General features: G+C 72.4%; 17 protein-coding genes. 7 read left to right on the top strand and 10 right to left on the bottom strand.

All coding sequences use genetic code 11. The features are described from left to right. Window positions 1-327: 327 nt before the first annotated feature. The 4 genes from whiA to uvrC are packed head-to-tail and all read right to left on the bottom strand — an operon-like array spanning window position 328 to window position 5,631. Window positions 328-1,317, bottom strand: a complete 990-nt coding sequence (whiA, locus tag ACTT8P_RS10850) for a DNA-binding protein WhiA (RefSeq protein ID WP_442831355.1) — start codon at window positions 1,315-1,317, stop codon at window positions 328-330. Further along, a complete protein-coding gene (locus ACTT8P_RS10845) occupies window positions 1,308-2,393 on the bottom strand; it encodes a gluconeogenesis factor YvcK family protein (RefSeq protein WP_361160960.1) in 1,086 nt (361 codons plus the stop codon). Before ACTT8P_RS10845 ends, whiA begins: the two co-directional genes overlap by 10 nt. Next, a complete protein-coding gene (gene rapZ / locus ACTT8P_RS10840) occupies window positions 2,390-3,520 on the bottom strand; it encodes an RNase adapter RapZ (RefSeq protein WP_442831354.1) in 1,131 nt (376 codons plus the stop codon). The genes ACTT8P_RS10845 and rapZ overlap by 4 nt, the downstream gene beginning before the upstream one ends. Then, complete coding sequence (uvrC, locus tag ACTT8P_RS10835; protein WP_442831353.1) at window positions 3,517-5,631, bottom strand: excinuclease ABC subunit UvrC; 2,115 nt, start codon at window positions 5,629-5,631, stop codon at window positions 3,517-3,519. The genes rapZ and uvrC overlap by 4 nt, the downstream gene beginning before the upstream one ends. A 305-nt stretch (window positions 5,632-5,936) precedes the next feature. Here uvrC and ACTT8P_RS10830 point away from each other — a divergent pair, with 305 nt between their 5' ends. Continuing rightward, window positions 5,937-6,863: a hypothetical protein gene (locus ACTT8P_RS10830; protein ID WP_442831352.1), complete on the top strand. Its 927-nt coding sequence runs from the start codon at window positions 5,937-5,939 to the stop codon at window positions 6,861-6,863. A gap of 157 nt (window positions 6,864-7,020) precedes the next feature. Here ACTT8P_RS10830 and ACTT8P_RS10825 read toward each other — a convergent pair whose 3' ends face one another. Together ACTT8P_RS10825 and ACTT8P_RS10820 are read right to left on the bottom strand one after the other, a co-directional pair. Beyond that, window positions 7,021-7,536 (bottom strand): DinB family protein, encoded by a 516-nt coding sequence (locus ACTT8P_RS10825; RefSeq protein WP_442831351.1) that lies wholly within the window; start codon window positions 7,534-7,536, stop codon window positions 7,021-7,023. A 94-nt stretch (window positions 7,537-7,630) separates the two neighbouring features. After that, window positions 7,631-8,056 (bottom strand): ubiquinol-cytochrome c reductase iron-sulfur subunit, encoded by a 426-nt coding sequence (locus ACTT8P_RS10820; RefSeq protein ID WP_442831350.1) that lies wholly within the window; start codon window positions 8,054-8,056, stop codon window positions 7,631-7,633. Window positions 8,057-8,310: 254 nt separating this feature from the next. Between ACTT8P_RS10820 and ACTT8P_RS10815 the strand changes: the two genes are divergently transcribed. Next, on the top strand, window positions 8,311-9,357 hold the full coding sequence (locus ACTT8P_RS10815) for a LacI family DNA-binding transcriptional regulator (protein WP_442831349.1): 1,047 nt from the start codon (window positions 8,311-8,313) through the stop codon (window positions 9,355-9,357). Further along, a complete protein-coding gene (locus tag ACTT8P_RS10810) occupies window positions 9,354-10,262 on the top strand; it encodes a carbohydrate kinase family protein (protein ID WP_442831348.1) in 909 nt (302 codons plus the stop codon). Before ACTT8P_RS10815 ends, ACTT8P_RS10810 begins: the two co-directional genes overlap by 4 nt. A gap of 99 nt (window positions 10,263-10,361) precedes the next feature. Here ACTT8P_RS10810 and ACTT8P_RS10805 read toward each other — a convergent pair whose 3' ends face one another. Beyond that, window positions 10,362-11,228: a helix-turn-helix domain-containing protein gene (locus tag ACTT8P_RS10805; protein ID WP_442831347.1), complete on the bottom strand. Its 867-nt coding sequence runs from the start codon at window positions 11,226-11,228 to the stop codon at window positions 10,362-10,364. Window positions 11,229-11,329: 101 nt separating this feature from the next. Here ACTT8P_RS10805 and ACTT8P_RS10800 point away from each other — a divergent pair, with 101 nt between their 5' ends. Continuing rightward, the gene (locus ACTT8P_RS10800; protein ID WP_442831346.1) at window positions 11,330-11,887 is read left to right on the top strand and encodes a YceI family protein; all 558 of its coding nucleotides are present in this window, start codon (window positions 11,330-11,332) and stop codon (window positions 11,885-11,887) included. A 96-nt stretch (window positions 11,888-11,983) separates the two neighbouring features. On the opposite strand, the gene uvrA is transcribed toward ACTT8P_RS10800, so the two are convergent. Further along, window positions 11,984-14,959 (bottom strand): excinuclease ABC subunit UvrA, encoded by a 2,976-nt coding sequence (uvrA, locus tag ACTT8P_RS10795; protein WP_442831345.1) that lies wholly within the window; start codon window positions 14,957-14,959, stop codon window positions 11,984-11,986. A 223-nt stretch (window positions 14,960-15,182) separates the two neighbouring features. On the opposite strand from uvrA, the gene ACTT8P_RS10790 reads away from it, so the two are divergent. Both ACTT8P_RS10790 and ACTT8P_RS10785 read left to right on the top strand, forming a co-directional pair. Beyond that, entirely contained in the window at window positions 15,183-15,869 is a 687-nt protein-coding gene (locus ACTT8P_RS10790; protein ID WP_442831344.1) for a maleylpyruvate isomerase family mycothiol-dependent enzyme, read from the top strand. Window positions 15,870-15,921: 52 nt separating this feature from the next. After that, window positions 15,922-16,578 (top strand): MBL fold metallo-hydrolase, encoded by a 657-nt coding sequence (locus ACTT8P_RS10785; RefSeq protein WP_442831343.1) that lies wholly within the window; start codon window positions 15,922-15,924, stop codon window positions 16,576-16,578. 247 nt (window positions 16,579-16,825) lie between these two features. Here the strand turns inward: ACTT8P_RS10785 and aroQ are convergent, their stop codons facing one another. Further along, the gene (gene aroQ, locus ACTT8P_RS10780) at window positions 16,826-17,299 is read right to left on the bottom strand and encodes a type II 3-dehydroquinate dehydratase (protein WP_442831342.1); all 474 of its coding nucleotides are present in this window, start codon (window positions 17,297-17,299) and stop codon (window positions 16,826-16,828) included. Window positions 17,300-17,483: 184 nt separating this feature from the next. Here aroQ and ACTT8P_RS10775 point away from each other — a divergent pair, with 184 nt between their 5' ends. After that, entirely contained in the window at window positions 17,484-18,755 is a 1,272-nt protein-coding gene (locus ACTT8P_RS10775) for an MFS transporter (RefSeq protein ID WP_442831356.1), read from the top strand. A gap of 66 nt (window positions 18,756-18,821) precedes the next feature. On the opposite strand, the gene ACTT8P_RS10770 is transcribed toward ACTT8P_RS10775, so the two are convergent. Beyond that, window positions 18,822-19,823 (bottom strand): TerC/Alx family metal homeostasis membrane protein, encoded by a 1,002-nt coding sequence (locus tag ACTT8P_RS10770; RefSeq protein ID WP_442831341.1) that lies wholly within the window; start codon window positions 19,821-19,823, stop codon window positions 18,822-18,824. Between the last annotated feature and the right edge of the window lie 208 nt (window positions 19,824-20,031).

Raw genomic sequence — 20,031 nt, 5'->3', positions numbered from 1 at the left:
GTGTCGACCACCCAAATGGTGGTCGACACCGGCTTGTTGATGTCTTACGGGCCGGGGGGTCCGGCGGGTGGGGTGGTGCGCCCGGGCGGGTGAGGGGCGGACGGGACGGGCGGGACGGGCGGGACCGGCGGGACCGGCGGGACCGGCGGGACCGGCGGGACGGGCGGGACCGGCGGGACGGGCGGGACCGGCGGGGGCCGGGGTACTGGGTCGGCGGGGGCGTTGGCCGGCTGCCGGGTGTCGGGGAGGGCTCGAGGGGGACGGGAGGCTGGCGGCGGGGGGCTGGCCAACCCGGGGGGGGTGACCGGCGGTCGTGCTGTCCGGTGGTCAGCCCGCGAGGTTGTCCGCCAGGTCCTCGGAGAGGTTGGCCTCCGTGCCCGGGATGCCGAGGTCGGTGGCCCGCTTGTCGGCCATCGCCAGCAGCCGGCGGATCCGCCCGGCGACCGCGTCCTTGGTCAGCGGCGGGTCGGCGAGTGCGCCCAGCTCCTCCAGGGACGCCTGCTTGTGCTCCATCCGCAGCCGGCCCGCGGCGGCGAGGTGCTCGGGGACGTCGTCGGCGAGGATCTCCAGCGCGCGCTGGACCCGGGCCCCGGCGGCGACGGCCGCACGGGCGGAGCGGCGCAGGTTGGCGTCGTCGAAGTTGGCCAGCCGGTTGGCGGTGGCCCGGACCTCGCGCCGCATCCGGCGCTCCTCCCAGGCCAGCACCGAGTCGTGCGCGCCGAGCCGGGTGAGCAGGGCGCCGATCGCGTCGCCGTCGCGGACGACGACCCGGTCCACGCCGCGCACCTCGCGGGCCTTGGCGGCGATCGACAGCCGGCGGGCGGCGCCGACCAGGGCGAGCGCGGCCTCGGGGCCGGGGCAGGTCACTTCCAGGGAGGAGGAGCGGCCGGGCTCGGTGAGCGAGCCGTGGGCCAGGAACGCCCCGCGCCAGGCGGCCTCCGCGTCACAGGTGGCCCCCGAGACCACCTGCGGGGGCAGCCCGCGGATGGGGCGGCCCCGGCCGTCCACCAGGCCGGTCTGCCGGGCCAGCTGGTCACCTCCGGCGACCACCCGGACCACGTAGCGCGAGCCGCGGCGCAGTCCGCCCGGGGCCATCACGATCAGTTCCGAGCTGTGGCCGAAGATCTCCAGGATGTCCCGCTTGAGCCGCCGGGCCGCCGCCGAGGTGTCCAGCTCCGCCTCGATCACGATGCGTCCGCTCACCAGGTGAAGGCCGCCGGCGAACCGCAGAATGGCGGAGACCTCTGCCTTTCTGCAGCAGGTCCGGGTGACGGGAAGCCGCGCAATCTCGTCCTTCACCGCTGCCGTCATCGCCATGGGCCGATCCTTCCATGCATCCGAAAAATACGGTCGTACGCGGCGGCCAGCAGCTCCGGGTCGTGCCTCGGGGTCCCGTCGGTCCGGGCGACCGGAGCCAGCTCGACCGCGGCGCCGAACCGTTTCGCGGCTTCGGTGAGCGAGTCACGGTCGGGCACGGCGGCCTCGTCGGCCAGCACCACGTCCAGGGCGAGTTTAGGGGCGTGTCGTCCCAAAACCTCCAAATGACGCTGCGGGGAGAAGCCCTCGGTTTCTCCGGGCTGCGGGGCGAGGTTCAACGAGAGCACCCGGCGGGCCTTGGTCTCGGTGAGCGCGTCCAGCAGATCGGGCACCAGCAGGTGCGGGATGACCGAGGAGAACCAGGACCCGGGACCGAGCACCACCCAGTCGGCGTCGAGGACCGCGTCGACCGCCTCGGGCACGGCAGGCGGGTCGGCCGGCACCAGGTGCACCGACTGCACCTCGCCCGGCGTGAGCGCCACGGTGGCCTGTCCGCGGACGGTGTCCACGTCCTCGGGCCGCTCCGGGTCATGGCCCTTGACCAGGGCCTGGAGCTCCAGCGGCACGGCGGACATGGGCAGCACCCGGCCGTGCGCGCCAAGCAGCTTGCCGACCAGGTCCAGGGCCATGACGTGGTCGCCGAGCTGCTCCCACAGGGCGACGATCAGCAGGTTGCCGACCGCGTGTTCGTGCAGTTCGCCCTTGGACTGGAAGCGGTGCTGGATGACCCGGGCCCAGGTCTGGCCCCAGTCGTCGTCGCCGCACAGCGCGGCCAGCGCCTTGCGCAGGTCGCCGGGCGGCAGTACGCCCAGTTCGTCGCGCAGCCGGCCGCTGGAGCCGCCGTCGTCGGCGACCGTGACGACGGCGGTGAGGGCGCCGGTGATCCGGCGCAGCGCGGCGAGCGAGGCGGACAGGCCCATGCCGCCGCCCAGGGCGACGACCTTGGGCTGGGCGCCCCGGCGGCGCGGCTTGCCGCCCCGGGCCTCGGCGGGGCGCCGGGCCTCGGCGGAGCGGCCCTCGGGCATCGCCCGGCCCAGCCTGCCGAGCCTGCTCAGCCGCGGAGTACGTGCTGTCATTCCCGTCCCATGTCCCGGTGTACGACCACCGTCTCCACACCCTCGGCCACGAGCCGGGCGGCGAGCTTCTCCGACATGGCGACGGAGCGGTGCTTGCCGCCGGTGCAGCCGACGGCGATGGTCACGTAGCGCTTGCCCTCCCGGCGGTAGCCCGCGGCGACCAGTTGGAGGAGTTCGGCATAGCGGTCCAGGAACTCCTTGGCTCCCGGCTGGTTGAGCACGTACGACGACACCTCTTCGTTGAGGCCGGTGAACGGGCGCAGCTCCGGGACCCAGTGCGGGTTGGGCAGGAACCGCATGTCCGCCACCAGGTCGGCGTCGACCGGCAGGCCGTACTTGAAGCCGAACGACATGACGGTGGCCCGCAGCTCGGGCTCCTCCTCGCCGGCGAACTGGGCGTCCATCTTGGCGCGCAGCTCGTGCACGTTGAGGCTGGAGGTGTCGATCACCAGGTCGGCGTCGCCGCGCAGCTCGCGCAGCAGTTCGCGCTCGGCGGCGATGCCGTCGACGATGCGGCCGTCGCCCTGGAGGGGGTGTGGGCGGCGCACCGACTCGAAGCGGCGCACCAGGGCCTCGTCGGAGGACTCCAGGAAGACGATGCGCCGGGTGACGCCGCGCGCGTCCAGGTCGGCCAGTGATTCGCGCAGGTTGTCGAAGAAGCGGCGGCCGCGTACGTCGACGACGACCGCGATCCGGGCCACGTTGCCCTGCGAGCGGGCGCCCAGTTCGACCATGGTGGGGATCAGCGCGGGCGGCAGGTTGTCGACGACGAACCAGCCGAGGTCCTCCAGACACTTGGCGGCCGTCGAGCGGCCGGCCCCGGACATGCCGGAGATGATCACCAGCTCGGGGATGGCCGCGTCGGGGACCCCCGCCGGCTCGCTGCCCGTACCCACCTGTGCTCCGTCTTCCTGGGGCGCCTCGCGCCCGTCCTGCCCGTCGCGCCCGTCCTGCCCGTCGGGTGCGCCCTGCCCGTCGGGTGCGCCCTGATCGCCTCGCCCGTCGCGCTCGCTGTGCCCGTCGCGCTCGCTGGGCTCGCTGGGCTCGGGGTGATCTTCGCTCGTCTTCTTGTGTGCCGCCTGGCTCCCGGCTGGGTCTTTCGCCTGACGTGGATCGCGCTCGCTCATGTCTCCTGCCCCCGTCGTTCGTCCGGGAGGCCCGCGGTCACGGGCTCCCCCGGGGCATCCGCCGTCGTCTCGGACACCCCGGACGTCTCGTCTGCGTCGTCTTCCATGATCTCTCCGGTCGCCGTGTTCACGGCGGGTCCGGCCGGGACCGCGCCGGCCAGTGCCGCCGTGACGGTCTCGGCCGTCTTGCGGCCTATGCCGGGCACCTCGCAGATCTGGTCGACGGTCGCGGACCGCAGCCTCTTCAGCGAACCGAAGTGCTTGACCAGAGCCTGCTTGCGGGTCTCGCCGAGTCCCGGCACGTCGTCCAGGGGGCTGGCACGGAAACGCTTGGCGCGCCTGGTGCGCTGGTAGGTGATCGCGAAGCGGTGGGCCTCGTCCCGGACCCGCTGGAGCAGGTAGAGGCCCTCGCTGGTGCGGGGCAGGACCACCGGGTCGTCGTCGCCGGGCAGCCAGACCTCCTCCAGCCGCTTGGCGAGGCCGCACACCGCGATGTCGTCGATGCCCAGTTCGTCGAGGGCCCGCTGGGCCGCGGCGACCTGGGGCTGGCCGCCGTCGACGACGACGAGCTGCGGCGGGTAGGCGAAGCGCTTGGGGCGGCCGTCCTCGTCCTTGAGGTCCGCGCCGGACGGGACCGTCTCCCCCGCGGGCCCGGCTGCCCCGGCCTCGGCCGGCTCCCCGGCCGGCTCCTGCGCCCACTCGCCGGTCTTCTCCTTCTCCGCGAGATAGCGCCGGAAACGGCGGGTGATCACCTCGTGCATGGAACGGACGTCGTCCTGTCCCCGGAAGCCTTTGATCTGGAAGCGCCGGTACTCGCTCTTGCGGGCGAGGCCGTCCTCGAAGACGACCATGGAGGCCACGACGTCGTCGCCCTGGAGGTGCGAGATGTCGTAGCACTCGATGCGCAGCGGGGCGCTGTCCAGGCCGAGGGCGTCGGCGATCTCCTCCAGGGCGCGCGAGCGGGTGGTCAGGTCGGAGGCACGCTTGGTCTTGTGCAGGACCAGCGACTGCTGGGCGTTGCGCTGCACCGTTTCCATCAGGGCCTTTTTGTCGCCGCGCTGCGGAATGCGCAGCGACACTCCCGAGCCGCGCCGCTCGGTGAGCCACTGCTGGACCGGCTCCACCGGGTCGGGCAGGGCCGGGACCAGGACCTCCTTGGGGACGGCGTCGCCCCGCTCCTCGCCGTAGAGCTGCTGGAGGGCGTGCTCGACGAGGGCGGCGGTGCTGACGTCCTCGACCTTGTCGGTCACCCAGCCGCGCTGGCCGCGGACCCGGCCGCCGCGCACGTGGAAGATCTGGACGGCCGCTTCCAGCTCGTCCTCGGCGACGGCGATCAGGTCGGCGTCGGTCGCGTCGGCGAGCACGACCGCGTTCTTCTCCATGGCCTTCTTCAGGGCGCCGATGTCGTCGCGCAGGCGGGCCGCCCGCTCGTACTCCATGTCCTCGGCCGCCTCGGCCATCCGCTTCTCCAGGCGCCGCAGGTAGGTACCCGTGCGCCCGGCCATGAAGTCGCAGAACTCGTCGGCGAGCTCCCGGTGGTCCGCGGCGGAGATCCGCTCCACACAGGGCGCCGAGCACTTGCCGATGTAGCCGAGCAGGCAGGGCCGGCCGGTGCGGGCGGCGTTCTTGAACACGCCGGCCGAGCAGGTGCGGACCGGGAAGACGCGCAGCAGGAGGTCGACCGTGTCGCGGATCGCCCAGGCGTGCCCGTACGGGCCGAAGTAGCGCACGCCCTTCTTCTTGTGGCCGCGCATCACCTGGACGCGCGGGAACTCCTCGTTCATCGTCACCGCGAGGTAGGGGTAGCTCTTGTCGTCGCGGTACTTGACGTTGAACCGGGGGTCGTACTCCTTGATCCAGGAGTACTCCAGCTGGAGCGCCTCGACCTCCGTGGACACCACCGTCCACTCCACGGACGCCGCCGTGGTGACCATGGAGCGGGTGCGGGGGTGCAGGTTCGCCAGGTCCTGGAAGTAGTTGGCCAGGCGCTGGCGCAGGCTTTTCGCCTTTCCGACGTAGATCACCCTGCGGTGCTCGTCACGGAACCTGTACACCCCGGGCGAGTCCGGGATCTGTCCCGGACTGGGGCGGTAGCTGGAGGGGTCGGCCATGACTCACACCCTACTGGCGAGGACCGACAGACCGACGGGCCTGTGGACGACGTGCCGGAACACCCGCCGGTCCCCCCGCCGATCCCCCGCGATGCCCCCTCCGGTCCCCGGCCGGGAACGGGCGGCCGTCCGGTCGGAAGTGTTGTCGGGACTTGGTCAACACGCTTCAATGCGGGGGAACTCGGGGGCCCTGGGGCGCGGCACAGGGAAATGCGGGGCCCCGCGCCGCGCCGGGGGCGGTCCCGGCCGATGCGCGCCGGACGGCCCCGAGCGGCCGTGGCGCACCGTCACAGAGAGGCTTCCGCATGCCGCACGCCACCCAGCACGCGGGGACCGCCGTCGCGGAGCTCGACTCCGCCTTGCGCGGCGGCCCCTTCCACCTCGCGCTGCGGACCGCGATCGCCGCCCGGGGACTGCCGCTCCAGCGGGTGCAGCACCACCTGTCGCGGTACGGGGTGAAGGTCGGCGTCACGAGTCTGAGCTACTGGCAGCAGGGCGCGCGGCGTCCGCAGCGCCCGGAGTCGCTGCGGGCCGTGCGGGCCCTGGAGGAGATCCTCCAGTTGCCCACGGAGTCGCTGATCAGGCTGCTCACGGAGAGCGACGGGCACGCGGCGGCGCGGCGTACCGAGGCGCGGGACTCCGGGGTGCTGGACCGGCTGCTGGCCGAGCTGGACCAGCCGCCGGACGGCGGGCTGGACACCCTCGGCCACCACGAACGGGTACGGATCGGGCCCCGCCGTGAGCTGTCCGGACGCGAGGAGCACCACATAGTCCGCGCCCGCCGGGACGGCGTCGACCGCTTCGTCGCGGTCCACCAGGGGGACCCGGGGTGCGCGCCGGAGCGGATGAGCGTCCACGCGCTGGAGAACTGCCGCGCGGGGCGCGTCCGCCGGCACCACGACAAGGGTGTGCTGGTGGCGGAGCTGCTCTTCGACACCCGGCTGCGGACCGGTGACACCTTTCTCTTCCGGTACGCCGTCCAGGACGGCACGGCTGAGTCGTCACGCGAGTACGTACGGTTGTTCGATGCCGCGGGTGGGCAGTACGCGCTCCAGGTGGGGTTCGACCCGGCCGCGCTGCCGGTCCGCTGTCACCGTTTCACCCGGCCGTCACCGACGGGCCCGCGCGGCGGACGGTACGACCTGCCCCTCAGCGACCGGCACCACTCGGTGCACCTGGTGGAACCCCGGGTGCGGCCGGGTGTGGTGGGGATCGGGTGGGATTGGGCGTGACGGACGGCGGACGGCACGGCGCCGGCCCCCTCCCGGTCGCCTGATCGCCCGGCGCCCAGTCGCCCAGTCGCTTGATCGCCCGGCGCCCAGTCGCCCAGTCGCTTGATCGCCTGGCCGCCTGGCCGCCTGGCCGCCTGGCCGCCTGGCCGCCTGGCCGCTAGTCGCCGACCTGTCCGTCGAGCAGCTCACGCACGATGTCGATGTGCCCGTTGTGGCGCGACGTCTCCTCGATGAGGTGGAGCAGGATCCAGCGGAGGTCCACGTGCCGGCCGTCCCTGATCGGCCGCCGCGCCGTCGCGTCCAGGTCGTGCCCGGCCAGCAGGCCGCGGTAGCGGGCGCTCTGCTCCTCGTACTCCGCGAGCAGCCGGGGCAACGGGATGTCGACCGCGGTCCGCATCTCGGGATCGGGGTCGTCGTCGGTCGCCGCCGCGAGCGGCCCCGCGAGTTCCTCACCCAGGAAGACCGACTGGACCCAGTAGTGCTCGACCCACCGCAGATGGCTGATCAGCCCGCACAGGGTCATCAGCGGCGACCCGGGCAGCGGGGCCCTGCGGGCGTCCTGCGCGGACACGCCCTCGCACTTGGCGCGCGCCGTGTCCCGGGCGTAGTCCAGGAAGGTGATCAGTTGGGTGCGCTCGTCCCAGGCGGGAGGCGTATCGGTTCGTCGTGTCATCGCGCGAAGCCTGCCGCACCCCGGAGAGGGTGTCGAAGGGTTTTACCCGGGGCGCGGGCGGGTTCCGGCAGGCCCGAGAGGGCGGCACGGGCCGTCAGGCGCCCGGTCCCGCCACGATCCGGCCGTCGCGGGCCTCGACCGGCAGCTCCTCCAGGGGCGCGGTGGCCGGTGCGTGCAGCACCTCGCCGGTGCGGGGGTCGAACTCGCTGCCGTGGCAGGGGCAGACGAGCCGGCCCTCCGCCAGCCGGTCGATGGCGCATCCCGCGTGCGTGCAGACCGTGCTGTACGCCCTCAGGGAACCGTCCTCGGACCGGCCGACCACCACGTTGTGGTCCCGGTACAGCTTGACGCCCCCGCGGGCCACCTCGCCCTCGGCACCGAGGTCGACGGCCGCGGTCGGCGCCGCCGCCACGCCGCTGGCACCGCCGGGCCCGCAGGCCGTCGCGCCCAGTCCGGTGACGGACACGGCGGCCACCGAGCCCAGCACGGTACGACGGCTCGGGACAGGACGGCCGGACATGGGTGTCTCCACTGATCAGGACGTTTGAACGGGCTAGCCGACGATACCGAGCGCTCCGGTCGGGAACACGGCCGGGGCCGTGTGCGGCGCGGTCCTCGGGTCAGGGAGACGTAAGCGATTGCGCAAGCGTTTACGTCCGACGCCGCATAAGGTACGGTCCGGCCAACAGTCCGGCGAAGACGAAGACGAAGGCGAAGGCCGGACGCAGCGAGGGAAAGCCGGGCGGCGGGCGAAGCCGGGGAGGGAGCACACCGTTGGCGACGATGGCCGATGTGGCGCGCAGCGCCGGTGTTTCGGTGGCGACCGTCTCGCACGTCCTGAACGACACCCGGCCGGTACTGCCCCGCACCCGCCAGGCGGTCCTGGACGCGATCGAGGAGCTGGGGTACGCCCCGAACGCCCTGGCGCGGTCGCTGGTCACCGCGCGCACCCGGTCCATCGGGCTGGCGGTCTCCGCGATCAGCAACCCGTACTTCACGGAGATCCTCCAGGGCGTCGAGGCAGCCGCCGTACAACAGGGCTACGGCCTGCTCATCGCCGACCCGCGCGACGACCCCCGGCACGAACGCGAGGTCGTCCAGCTGCTGCACGAGCGCCGTGTGGACGGTCTGATCGTCGCGCCCTCGGCCGACCCGAGCGCTCTCGTCGCCTATCTTCGCAGGCACCGGGTGCCGACCGTGTTCCTCGACCGGGTCGTCGAGGTCCCGGCGGACGGCCCGCCGCACTTCGACCAGGTCTGCGCCGGCGGCGCGGAACCGACGGCCCGGCTGGTGCGGCACCTCGCCGAGCTCGGCCACCGGCGGATCGGTCTGGTGGCCGGCCGGCCCGGATTCAGCACCACGCGCGAGCGGGCCGCCGGGTACCGCGACGGACTCCGGGCGGCCGGGCTGCCCTACGACGAACGCCTGCTGGCGCACGGCGACTCCGAGTCGGCCGGCGCCGAACGGGCCACCGGCGGCCTGCTCGCCCTCCCCGCACCGCCCTCCGCGCTGATCACCGCCAACAACGCGATGACCCTCGGCGCGCTGCGCGCCCTGCGCGCCCGCGGCCTGTCCGTGCCCGGCGACATCGCGCTGTGCTGCTTCGACGACTTCGCCTGGGCGGACCTGTTCACACCCCGGCTCACCGCCGTCGCCCAACCCGGCAGGGAGTCGGGCACGCATGCCGTCCGGCTGCTCCTGGAACGCCTGGCCGACCCCGAGCTGCCCGCCAGGACCGTACGCCTGACCTGTTCGCTCATGCACCGCACCTCGTGCGGCTGCCCTGATCCGTCCGAGGCCGTGGAAGGGACCGTCACGTGATCGTCGTCGCCGGTGAGGCACTGATCGACCTGGTACCGCGAGGCACGGGCGCGCTGGCCGCGCTCACCCCGGCGCTCGGTGGCGGACCGTACAACACGGCCGTGGCCCTGGGCCGGCTCGGCTCCCCCGTCGCCTTCTGCTCCCGGGTGTCGCGGGACGCCTTCGGCGAGGCGCTCCTCGACCGGCTCCGGGAGACCGGGGTGGACGTCTCCCCGGTGCAGCGCGGGTCCGAGCCCACGACACTCGCCGTCGCCACAGTCGGTACGGACGGATCGGCCGCGTACTCCTTCTACGTGGAGGGCACGGCGGACCGGCTGTTCCGGACGCCCGCCGCGCTGCCGTCCGGGACCCGGGCGGTCTCCTTCGGCACCTGTTCGCTGGTGCTGGAGCCGGGGGCGAGCGCGTACGAGGAGCTGATGCGGCAGTCCGCGGCGCGGGGTCTGTTCACGGCCCTGGATCCGAACATCCGGGCGGGGCTCATCGCCGATCCGGACGCGTACCGGGCCCGGTTCAAGAGCTGGCTGCCCTCGGTGGCGCTGCTGAAGCTGTCCGCGGAGGACGCCGAGTGGCTGGGCGGCACGCCCCGGGAGTGGCTGGCGGCGGGTCCGGCGGCGGTCGTGGTCACCCGGGGCGGTGCCGGGCTGTCCGTCTTCACCCGCGACGGCGGCGCGTACGCGGTGCCGGGCGAGCGGGTCGACGTCGTGGACACCATCGGCGCGGGCGACACGGTCAACGCGGCGCTGCTGCACGGCCTCGCGGCCCGGGACGCGCTGACACCCGAGGCCCTGGCCGCGCTGGGTCCGGACGGCTGGGCGGAACTGCTGGGCTTCGCGGCCCGCGCCGCCGCGCTCACCTGCTCCCGCCCGGGCGCGGAACCGCCGTACGCCCATGAACTGGCGGGCTGACCGACGCCACTGACGACGAACCGGGCCCGGCCGCGCCGGACACCCGGGTCGACCCCGCAGCGCGCCCGCCCGCCGACGGGCTGACCGCAGGCGGACGGATCAGCCGGCCGCCCGTACGGCCCGCAGGGCGCCCGGGCGGCGGCCGGCGAGGTGGTCCAGGGCGGCGGCCGTGGTGTCGTCGGCGGGCAGGTGGACGATGATCCACTGGCCGTCATCGGGGAGCGCCAGCGTCTCGTGCAGCAGGTGCAGCGCGCCGGCCCGCGGGTGTGCCACGCGCCGGTTGCCGACCCGGCGCGGCACCAGGGAGAAGTCGGCGAACCGGTCCGTGAACTCCGCGCCGGCCGTCACGGTCAGCTCGTCGGCCAGTTCGGCGACGTACGGGTCCCGCAGCGGCACGTCGTGCCGGAGCCGGGCGACCAGGTCGTCGGCGACCTGTGCCCAGTCCGGGAACGCCGCGCGGGAGCGCCGGTCGGTGAACACGTATCGGAGCAGGTTCGGCCGCTCGGTGTCCAGCAGTCCGATCGGGCCGGTCAGCCGTTCGAACCCGGGGTTGTGGGCGAGGACGTCACCGATCCAGTTGAGCGCGGCCGCGGGGCTGGGCTCCAGCCGGTCCAGTACGGCCCGCACGGTGGGGCGGGCGGTGCGGCTGAGCGGCGGGGCCGCGGCGCAGACCAGCGGGTCGCCGCCGCAGTCCTCCACCCGGGTCAGCCGGCGCAGCAGCAGCCGGTCGGCGAGGGACAGGTGCAGCGCGTCGGCGAGGGCGCCGAGCACCTGCACGGAGGGGTTGCGGTCCCGGCCCTGTTCGAGCCGGGTGAGGTACTCGACGCTGATGTCGGCGAGCGTGGCCAGTTCGGACCGGCGCAGGCCGGGGGTGCGGCGGCGGGGGCCGGTGGGCAGACCGGCCTCGGCCGGGGTGACGGCTTCGCGCCGACCGCGCAGGAACGTACCCAGGTCGTTGTCGCTCACGGCTCGAACGTACCAACGCGCGGACCCCGGAGGGTGTCCCTGCCACTACCACGCTCGGGCCGGTCTCCCTGGCCGGACGCGGGGCGCGCAGGGTGGTGGGCATGACGAACGACACCACCGCGTCCACCGCCCTGCCGATCGCCCCGGGCCAGTGGACGCTGGACCCGCTGCACTCCGCCGTGAACTTCACCATCCGCCACCTGGGCATCGCCAAGGTGCGGGGCCGTTTCAACACCTTCGACGCCGGGCTGTACGTCGGCGACCGGGCCGAGGACGTCCAGGTGTCGGCCACCGTCGACCTGGCCTCCATCGACACCGGGAACGCCGACCGGGACGCCCACGTCCGCGCCTTTGACCTGCTCGACGTCGAGAAGCGGCCGACGATGACGTACCGCTCGACGCGGGTGTCGGGCGAGGGGGCGGACTGGACCATGTCGGGCGAGCTGACGATCGGTGACGTGACCCGGCCGGTGCCGCTCGCCGTGGAGTTCGGCGGGCTGATGGGGATGCCGGTGGAGGGTGCGGGCCGCCATGCCGGGTTCGAGGCGACCGGGGAGATCCGGCGCGGCGACTTCGGCCTCGGTTTCGCTCCCGGCGTGCTCGGGGACGTGGTGAAGATCCAGCTGGACATGCAGTTCGTGGAGCCGGGCGGCGCGTAGGGGCGGGGCCCGGCGGGCGGACACGGCGACGCGCCGTGCCGCACGCCTTCGCGTGGGGCACGGCGCGTCGCCCTGCCTGCCGTACCGCCGGGCCGGTCAGGACTTGCGGGTCCCGGCCGGCTTCTTCGCGGGCGCCTTCTTGGCCGCCGTCTTCTTCGCGGGGGCCTTCTTGGCGGCCGTCTTCTTCGCCGCCGCGCGCGGGGGCTTCACGGGGTCCGCGTCGCTGATCCGGTCGGCGCCGAGGGTGTCGCGCAGGAACTTGCCGGTGTGACTGGCCGGCACGCTCGCGACCTGCTCCGGAGTGCCCTCGGCGACCACCAGGCCGCCGCCCGCGCCGCCCTCGGGACCCATGTCGACGACCCAGTCGGCGGTCTTGATCACGTCGAGGTTGTGCTCGATGACGATGACCGTGTTGCCCTTGTCGACCAAGCCGGACAGGACGGTCAGCAGCTTGCTGATGTCCTCGAAGTGCAGACCGGTGGTCGGCTCGTCCAGGACGTAGACCGTACGGCCGGTGGAGCGGCGCTGGAGCTCGCTGGCGAGCTTGACGCGCTGCGCCTCACCACCGGAGAGGGTGGTGGCGGACTGGCCGAGCCGGACGTAGCCGAGGCCGACGTCCTTGAGCGTCTTCATGTGCCGGGAGATCGCGGGCACCGCCTCGAAGAAGTCGGTGGCCTCCTCGATCGGCATGTTCAGCACGTCGGCGATGGACTTGCCCTTGTAGTGGACCTCCAGGGTCTCCCGGTTGTACCGGGCGCCGTGGCAGACCTCGCACGGGACGTAGACGTCCGGGAGGAAGTTCATCTCGATCTTGATGGTGCCGTCGCCCGCGCAGTTCTCGCAGCGGCCGCCCTTGACGTTGAAGGAGAACCGGCCGGGCAGGTACCCCCGGACCTTGGCCTCGGTGGTCTCGGCGAACAGCTTGCGGATGTGGTCGAAGACACCGGTGTACGTCGCCGGGTTGGACCGCGGGGTGCGGCCGATGGGCGACTGGTCGACGTGCACCACCTTGTCGACGAGGTCGTCGCCGTCCACCCGCGTGTGCCGCCCGGGAACGTTGCGGGCGCCGTTCAGCTCGCGTGCCAGGTGGGTGTACAGGATGTCGTTGACCAGCGTCGACTTGCCGGAACCGGAGACACCGGTGACGGCCGTGAAGACACCGAGCGGGAAGGACACGTCGATGTCCCGCAGGTTGTTCTCGCGGGCGCCGCGCACGACGAGCTGCCGGGACGGGTCGCGCGGGCGCCGGACGTCGGGCAGCGGGATGGCCTTCTTGCCGGACAGATACAGGCCGGTCTGCGACTCGGCGTTGTCGAGCAGTTCCTTCACGGAGCCGCTGTGCACCACCTTGCCGCCGTGCTCGCCGGCGCCCGGGCCGATGTCGACGATCCAGTCGGCGACCTTGATGGTGTCCTCGTCGTGCTCGACGACGATGAGCGTGTTGCCCATGTCGCGGAGCCGGACCAGGGTCTCGATCAGCCGGTGGTTGTCCCGCTGGTGCAGGCCGATGGAGGGCTCGTCCAGGACGTAGAGGACGCCGACCAGGCCGGAGCCGATCTGGGTGGCCAGGCGGATGCGCTGGGCCTCGCCGCCGGAGAGGGTGCCCGCCGCGCGGTTGAGCGACAGGTAGTCCAGACCGACGTCGACCAGGAAGCGCAGCCGCTCGTTGACCTCCTTGAGCACGCGCTCGGCGATCTTCTTGTCGCGGTCGCTGAGCCTCAGCTCGCCGAGGAAGTCGGCGCAGTCGCTGATGGACATCGCGGAGACCTCGGCGATGGACTTGCCCATGACCGTGACCGCGAGGATCAGCGGCTTCAGCCGGGTGCCCTCGCAGGTGGGGCAGGGCACCTCGCGCATGTAGCCCTCGAAGCGCTCCCGGCTGGAGTCGCTCTCGGCCTCGCTGTGCCGGCGCTTGACGAAGGGGATCGCGCCCTCGAAGGCCGTGGTGTACCGGCGCTCGCGGCCGTACCGGTTGCGGTAGCGGACCTCGACCTGGGTCTTGTGGCCGTACAGCAGGGCCTTCCTGGCGCGCTGCGGCAGGCCGGCGAAGGGGATGTCCGTCCGGAAGCCCAGGGCGTCGGCGAGGGCGCCGATCAGGCGGGCGAAGTAGTCCTTGGTGTGCCCGTGCGACCAGGGGTGGATGGCGCCCTCGTCCAGGGACTTGTCGGGGTCCGGGACGATCAGCTCCGGGTCGACCTCCATGCGGGTGCCGATGCCGGAGCAGTCGGGGCAGGCACCGAAGGGCGAGTTGAAGGAGAAGGAGCGCGGCTCCAGCTCCTCGAAGGAGAGGTCGTCGTACGTGCAGTACAGGTGCTCCGAGAACATGCGCTCGCGCTCGGGGTCGTCCTCGGGGAGGTCGACGAAGTCGAGCACGACCATGCCGCCGGACAGGCCGAGCGCGGTCTCCACGGAGTCGGTGAGCCGGCGCTTGGCGGACTCCTTGACCGTGAGGCGGTCGACGACCACCTCGATGGTGTGCTTCTCCTGCTTCTTCAGCGTGGGCGGGGTGGCGAGCTGGACGGTCTCGCCGTCCACCCGCGCCCGGGAGTAGCCCTTGGTCTGGAGGTCGGCGAAGAGGTCGACGAACTCGCCCTTGCGCTCGCGCACCAGCGGCGACAGCACCTGGAAGCGGCTGCCCTCGGGCAGCTCGAGCACCCGGTCGACGATGGCCTGCGGCGACTGGCGGGAGATCGGCCGGCCGCACTCGGGGCAGTGCGGCTTGCCGATGCGCGCGAAGAGCAGCCGCAGGTAGTCGTAGACCTCGGTGATGGTGCCGACCGTGGAGCGCGGGTTGCGCGAGGTCGACTTCTGGTCGATCGAGACCGCCGGGGAGAGGCCCTCGATGAAGTCGACGTCCGGCTTGTCCATCTGGCCGAGGAACTGCCGGGCGTACGAGGAGAGCGACTCCACGTAGCGCCGCTGGCCCTCGGCGAAGATCGTGTCGAAGGCCAGGGAGGACTTGCCCGACCCGGACAGGCCCGTGAAGACGATGAGCGAGTCGCGTGGCAGGTCGAGCGAGACGTTCTTCAGGTTGTGCTCGCGCGCGCCACGGACGATGAGACGGTCGGCCACGCCGGTCCGCACCTTTCTTGAGAGAAGTGACAGGGGCGGGGCCCCCGTCTTTCTCAGACTAGGGGGAGCCACTGACAACGCCGGTCGGATTCACGGGTTGTCAACAAACCCCGGCTCTCCAGCATGCCCGACGCCACGTCCGACCATATAGCACGCGCATTCGATTTACGGGCGGAGTCCGCCTCCTTCACCCGAAGGGGTGGCGCGTTCTAGGGTCAGCACCATGACGGATCATGCGCATGACCTGGCGTCTGTACACGACGCCACCGAGCGACTGCTCAGCGCGGTCGGCACACTGGACAACGCGAGCGTGACCGAGCAGTCACGACTTCCCGGCTGGTCCCGGGGGCACGTCCTCGCCCACCTCGCCCGCAACGCGGACGCCCTGGCGAACGTTCTCGAGGGCCGGCCCATGTACGTCAGCGCCGAGGCCCGCGACGCCGACATCGAACGGGACGCCCCGCGCCCGCTCGACGCGCAGCTCGCGGACGTGCGCGAGAGCGCGGCCCGTTTCCAGCGGGCGGCGGCCGTGCCGGCGGACTGGACGCGCACCGTCACGCTGCGCAACGGGATCTCCGACACCGCCTCCCGGGTGCCTTTCCGGCGCTGGATCGAGGTCGAGCTGCACCACGTGGATCTGGGGATCGGCTACGAGCTGGAGGAACTCCCGGCGGAGTTCACGGAGCGGGAGACCGGCTTCCTCGCCGAGCGGTTCACCGGGCACCCGGACGTGCCGCCGACCCGGATCACGGACGGTACGCGCGCGTGGCGCACGGGGCGGGCGGCGGACGTCCCCGAGGTCACCGTCACGGGCGGCCCGGCGGACCTGCTCGGCTGGCTCACGGGCCGGCGGGACGGCTCGGGCCTCACCGTCACGGGCGGGCCGCTGCCGGCCCTTCCTCCGCTGTAGCGGCACCGCCCGCGGGTCCCCGGCCGCACCTGACCGCACTAGGCTGGCCGCCATGACGTACAGCGGAGAGGTGAGGGTCGGCGGACCCGCCGACGTGCACGAGCTCAAGGACCTGATGATCACCAAGATCGCGGTCGGCCCGATGAACAACAACGCCTATCTGCTGCGCTGCCGGGCCACCGACGAGCAGGTGCTGATCGACGCCGCCAACGACGCGGAGACGCTGCTCGGCACGGTCGGCGCCGACGGCCTCGCGTCCGTCGTCACCACCCACCGGCACGCCGACCACTGGCAGGCGCTGGCCGAGGTGGTCGCCGCCACCGGCGCCCGCACCTACGCCGGCCGGCACGACGCCGAGGGCATCCCCGTGCCCACCCACGTCCCGGTGGACGACGGCGACACCGTCCGGGTGGGGCGCGTACGTCTCACCGCGCGCCACCTCGTCGGGCACACGCCGGGTTCGATCGCCCTGGTCTACGACGACCCGCACGGGCATCCCCATGTGTTCACCGGGGACTGCCTCTTCCCGGGCGGGGTGGGCAACACCCGGAAGAATCCCGAGGCGTTCGCGAGCCTGATCCGGGACGTCGAGACGAAGATCTTCGACCCGCTGCCGGACGAGACGTGGGTCTACCCGGGGCACGGCGACGACACCACGCTGGGCGCGGAACGCCCGCACCTGCCGGAGTGGCGCGCGCGAGGGTGGTGACCGCCCGTTGAGCCAAGGTTGTCGGCGGGGCGCGCGCCCGGCGTGAACGCCGCACGCGCCCCGTGTGAACACTTCGCACACGCCGGCCCCGTACGCGCGCTCCCGGCGCACGTCACCGCGCAGTCAACTGGTGGCACTCCCCGTACGGGACAACGCGCCCCGTACGGTTCGGGCCGCCGGTCTTCTTCCCCGCCCCTGCACCGTCCCCGGCCGGCGGCCCGGTGGAGACAGCGGCCGGGAAGCCGGGTCAGGCCTGGGTCCGGCCCGTGCCGGCCAGCGCGGCGACCCGCTCCACGCCGAACACATACCCCTGCACCCCGCAGCCCGCGATGACCCCGTCGGCCCGCTGCGACACATAGGAGTGGTGCCGGAACGGCTCGCGCTGGTGGATGTTCGAGATGTGGACCTCCACCACCGGCAGCCCGTCACAGGTGTTGAGCGCGTCCAGGATCGCGACGGACGTGTGCGAGTAGGCGGCCGGGTTGATCACGATCCCGCAGTGGTTCTGGCGCGCCTCGTGGATCCAGTCGACGAGTTCGCCCTCGTGGTTGGACTGGCGGAAGTCCACCGTGCCGCCGTGCGCGCCCGCCGCCTTGACGCACAGGGCCTCGATGTCGGCCAAGGTGTCGGATCCGTAGATCTCCGGCTGGCGCTGGCCGAGCAGGTTCAGGTTGGGGCCGTTGAGGATCATGATCGGGGCGTTGGCCAGGGTGCGGGGCACGGTTCCTCCGGTCCGTCGGGTGGGCGGTCCGCCGGACCGCTGTCCGACTCGGTCTATCACGGCGCCCGCCCGGCGCATCACCGTCGTCCGCTGCCCCGCGCACCCCCTGAGCGCCCCGTAACCGCCCATCACCGAGGGTAGTTGGCGCAGCATGCACGAAGTACGCGCCGCCAAGGCGCCCTCCATGCCGCGGCTGGCCACCGCCGCGCTCGCCGGCACCGCGATCGAGTTCTACGACTTCTTCGTCTACGGCACCGCGGCGGCCCTGGTGCTGGGACCGCTGTTCTTTCCGACGATCTCCCCGCTGGCGGGCACGCTGGCCGCGTTCGGCACGTTCGGTGTCGGCTTCGTGGCCCGGCCGCTGGGGTCGGTGCTGTTCGGGCACATCGGGGACCGGCACGGACGCCGTCCGGTCCTCGTCCTGTCGCTGCTGCTGACCGGGGTGTCGACGGTCGCGGTCGGCTGTGTGCCGACGTACGGGACGATCGGGGTGGCGGCGCCGCTGCTGCTGATCGCGCTGCGTTTCCTGCAAGGGCTGGGCCTTGGCGGCGAGTGGGGCGGCGCGGTGCTGCTGACCGCGGAGCACGCGCCGCCCGAGCGGCGCGCATTGTGGTCGAGTTTTCCGCAGGTCGGGCCGGCGCTCGGGTTCCTGCTCGCCAACGGCGTGGTACTGGCGCTCTCCGCGTCGCTGTCCGAGGCGCAGTTCGCCCAGTGGGGGTGGCGGGTGCCGTTCTGGGCGGCGGGCGTGCTGGCCCTGGTCGGGCTGTGGCTGCGCTCCTCGCTCGCCGAGAGCCCCCGCTTCCTGGAGCTGGACGACCGCGCGCGCGTCCCGCTCGCCGAGGTGGTGCGGGACCACTGGCGGCTGGTCCTGCTGACCGCCGGGGCGCTGGCGATCGGGTACGCCGTCTTCTACGCCGTCTCGACCTGGTCCCTGGCCTACGGGACGGAGCGGCTCGGGGTGGACCGGAGCGTGATGCTGGTCTGCATCATGGCCGCGGTGGTGGTGAAGGGGGCGCTCACACCGGTGTTCGCGCTGCTCAGTGACCGCTACGGACGCCGGCCGCTGTGCCTGGCCGGCTGCGGGGCGGCGGCCATGTGGATGTTCCCGATGGTCGCGCTCCTGGCGACCGGGGCGCCGCTGTTGATGTTCCTGGGCTTCCTGGGGGCCATGCTCGCCTTCATCACCATGTTCTCGGTGATCGCGGCGTATCTGCCGGAGCTGTACGAGCCCCGGGTGCGCTGTACGGGTGCCGCGGTGGGGTACAACCTCGGCGGGGTGGTGGGCGGCGCCCTCACGCCCATCGTGGCGACGGCACTGGCAGAGCAGGGTGGCCGGGTGCCGTGGGCCGTGGGCGCGTATCTGACGGCGATCGCACTGCTCAGCCTGTGCTGTTTCGCCCTGCTGCCGGAGACGCGTCCGGCACCGGTGGCGGTGGCGGAGCCCGTGTCGGGGTGACCGGAAGCGGGAGCGCTGCACGGCACGTCGCCGGCACCGCTCCCGCCGCCCGAACCGTCCGGCGGGTCAGACGTCGACGCTGTTCTTCGGAGCGTCCTCGTCCCGGGCGCCGGCCGCTTCGGCCGCCGCCTGCTTTCTGGTCGCCCGCAGACTGGTGAGGGTGGTGACGATCAGGACCGAGCAGATCACGCCGAGCGAGACCGGGATGCTGATCTCGGGGACGTGGACACCGGACTCGTGCAGCGCGTGCAGGACGAGCTTGACTCCGATGAAGCCCAGGATGATCGACAGGCCGTAGGAGAGATGCACCAGCTTCCTCAGCAGACCGCCGATGAGGAAGTACAGCTGCCTGAGACCCATCAGGGCGAAGGCGTTGGCCGTGAACACGATGTACGGATCCTGGGTGAGACCGAAGATCGCGGGGATCGAGTCCAGGGCGAAGAGCACATCGGTGGTGCCGATCGCGAGCATCACGACCAGCATCGGGGTCATGACCCGCTTGCCGTTCTGCTGGATCCACAGCTTGGTGCCGTGGTAGCGGTCGGCCACGCCGAAGCGGCGCTCGGCGGCCTTGAGCAGCTTGTTCTCCTCGTACTCCTCATCCTCTTCGTCGGCCCTGGCTTCCTGGATGAGCTTCCAGGCGGTGTAGATCAGGAATGCCCCGAAGATGTAGAAGACCCAGGCGAAACTGGCGATGATCGCGGCGCCGGCGGCGATGAACACAGCCCTGAGCACCAGGGCTATGAGGACGCCTACGAGGAGCACTCGCTGCTGGTACTGCGAGGGCACCGCGAACTTCGCCATGATGAGGACGAAGACGAAGAGATTGTCGACGCTCAGGGACTTCTCGGTGATGAAGCCCGCGAAGAACTCACCGGCGGGCTGGCCCCCGCCGAAGAGGAGCAGGCCGAGCCCGAACAGCGCGGCCAGCGCGATCCAGACACCTGTCCAGATCCCGGCTTCCTTGATCGACACGTCGTGCGGTTTGCGGCCGATGAAGAAATCGACCGCGATGAGGGCGGCAAGGCCCAGGATGGTCAGGACCCACAAGGTCGTCGTAACTTCCACTGCGCCTCCGGCAGTACGTAACGGCAGGTGTCAGCGTCGTCGCTGCCGGAGGTCTCTTCCACCCGGTTCTCCGATGTGCGAAAAGCACCCGGAACCACGGGCCGACGCCCCGGGATCTGGCCTGATCCGTATTGACGGGTACGCCGCAGCAGACAGGGAGTACTCCCCTCCGTAGAAAAAACAGTACCCCAATCACCAAGGATTGGTA

The organism is Streptomyces sp. JW3 (assembly GCF_052216785.1).
Taxonomy (GTDB): domain Bacteria; phylum Actinomycetota; class Actinomycetes; order Streptomycetales; family Streptomycetaceae; genus Streptomyces.
The sequence above is the reverse complement of the archived record's forward strand: the minus strand, read 5'-3'. Positions and strand labels throughout refer to the sequence as shown.

What these genes read in the sequence shown, in the direction of transcription:
- whiA (WP_442831355.1), bottom strand. Translation starts at nt 1,317, where the DNA reads ATGGCGATGACGGCAGCGGTGAAGGACGAGATTGCGCGGCTTCCCGTC.
- ACTT8P_RS10845 (WP_361160960.1), bottom strand. Translation starts at nt 2,393, where the DNA reads ATGACAGCACGTACTCCGCGGCTGAGCAGGCTCGGCAGGCTGGGCCGG.
- rapZ (WP_442831354.1), bottom strand. Translation starts at nt 3,520, where the DNA reads ATGAGCGAGCGCGATCCACGTCAGGCGAAAGACCCAGCCGGGAGCCAG.
- uvrC (WP_442831353.1), bottom strand. Translation starts at nt 5,631, where the DNA reads ATGGCCGACCCCTCCAGCTACCGCCCCAGTCCGGGACAGATCCCGGAC.
- ACTT8P_RS10830 (WP_442831352.1), top strand. Translation starts at nt 5,937, where the DNA reads ATGCCGCACGCCACCCAGCACGCGGGGACCGCCGTCGCGGAGCTCGAC.
- ACTT8P_RS10825 (WP_442831351.1), bottom strand. Translation starts at nt 7,536, where the DNA reads ATGACACGACGAACCGATACGCCTCCCGCCTGGGACGAGCGCACCCAA.
- ACTT8P_RS10820 (WP_442831350.1), bottom strand. Translation starts at nt 8,056, where the DNA reads ATGTCCGGCCGTCCTGTCCCGAGCCGTCGTACCGTGCTGGGCTCGGTG.
- ACTT8P_RS10800 (WP_442831346.1), top strand. Translation starts at nt 11,330, where the DNA reads ATGACGAACGACACCACCGCGTCCACCGCCCTGCCGATCGCCCCGGGC.
- ACTT8P_RS10790 (WP_442831344.1), top strand. Translation starts at nt 15,183, where the DNA reads ATGACGGATCATGCGCATGACCTGGCGTCTGTACACGACGCCACCGAG.
- ACTT8P_RS10785 (WP_442831343.1), top strand. Translation starts at nt 15,922, where the DNA reads ATGACGTACAGCGGAGAGGTGAGGGTCGGCGGACCCGCCGACGTGCAC.
- ACTT8P_RS10775 (WP_442831356.1), top strand. Translation starts at nt 17,484, where the DNA reads ATGCCGCGGCTGGCCACCGCCGCGCTCGCCGGCACCGCGATCGAGTTC.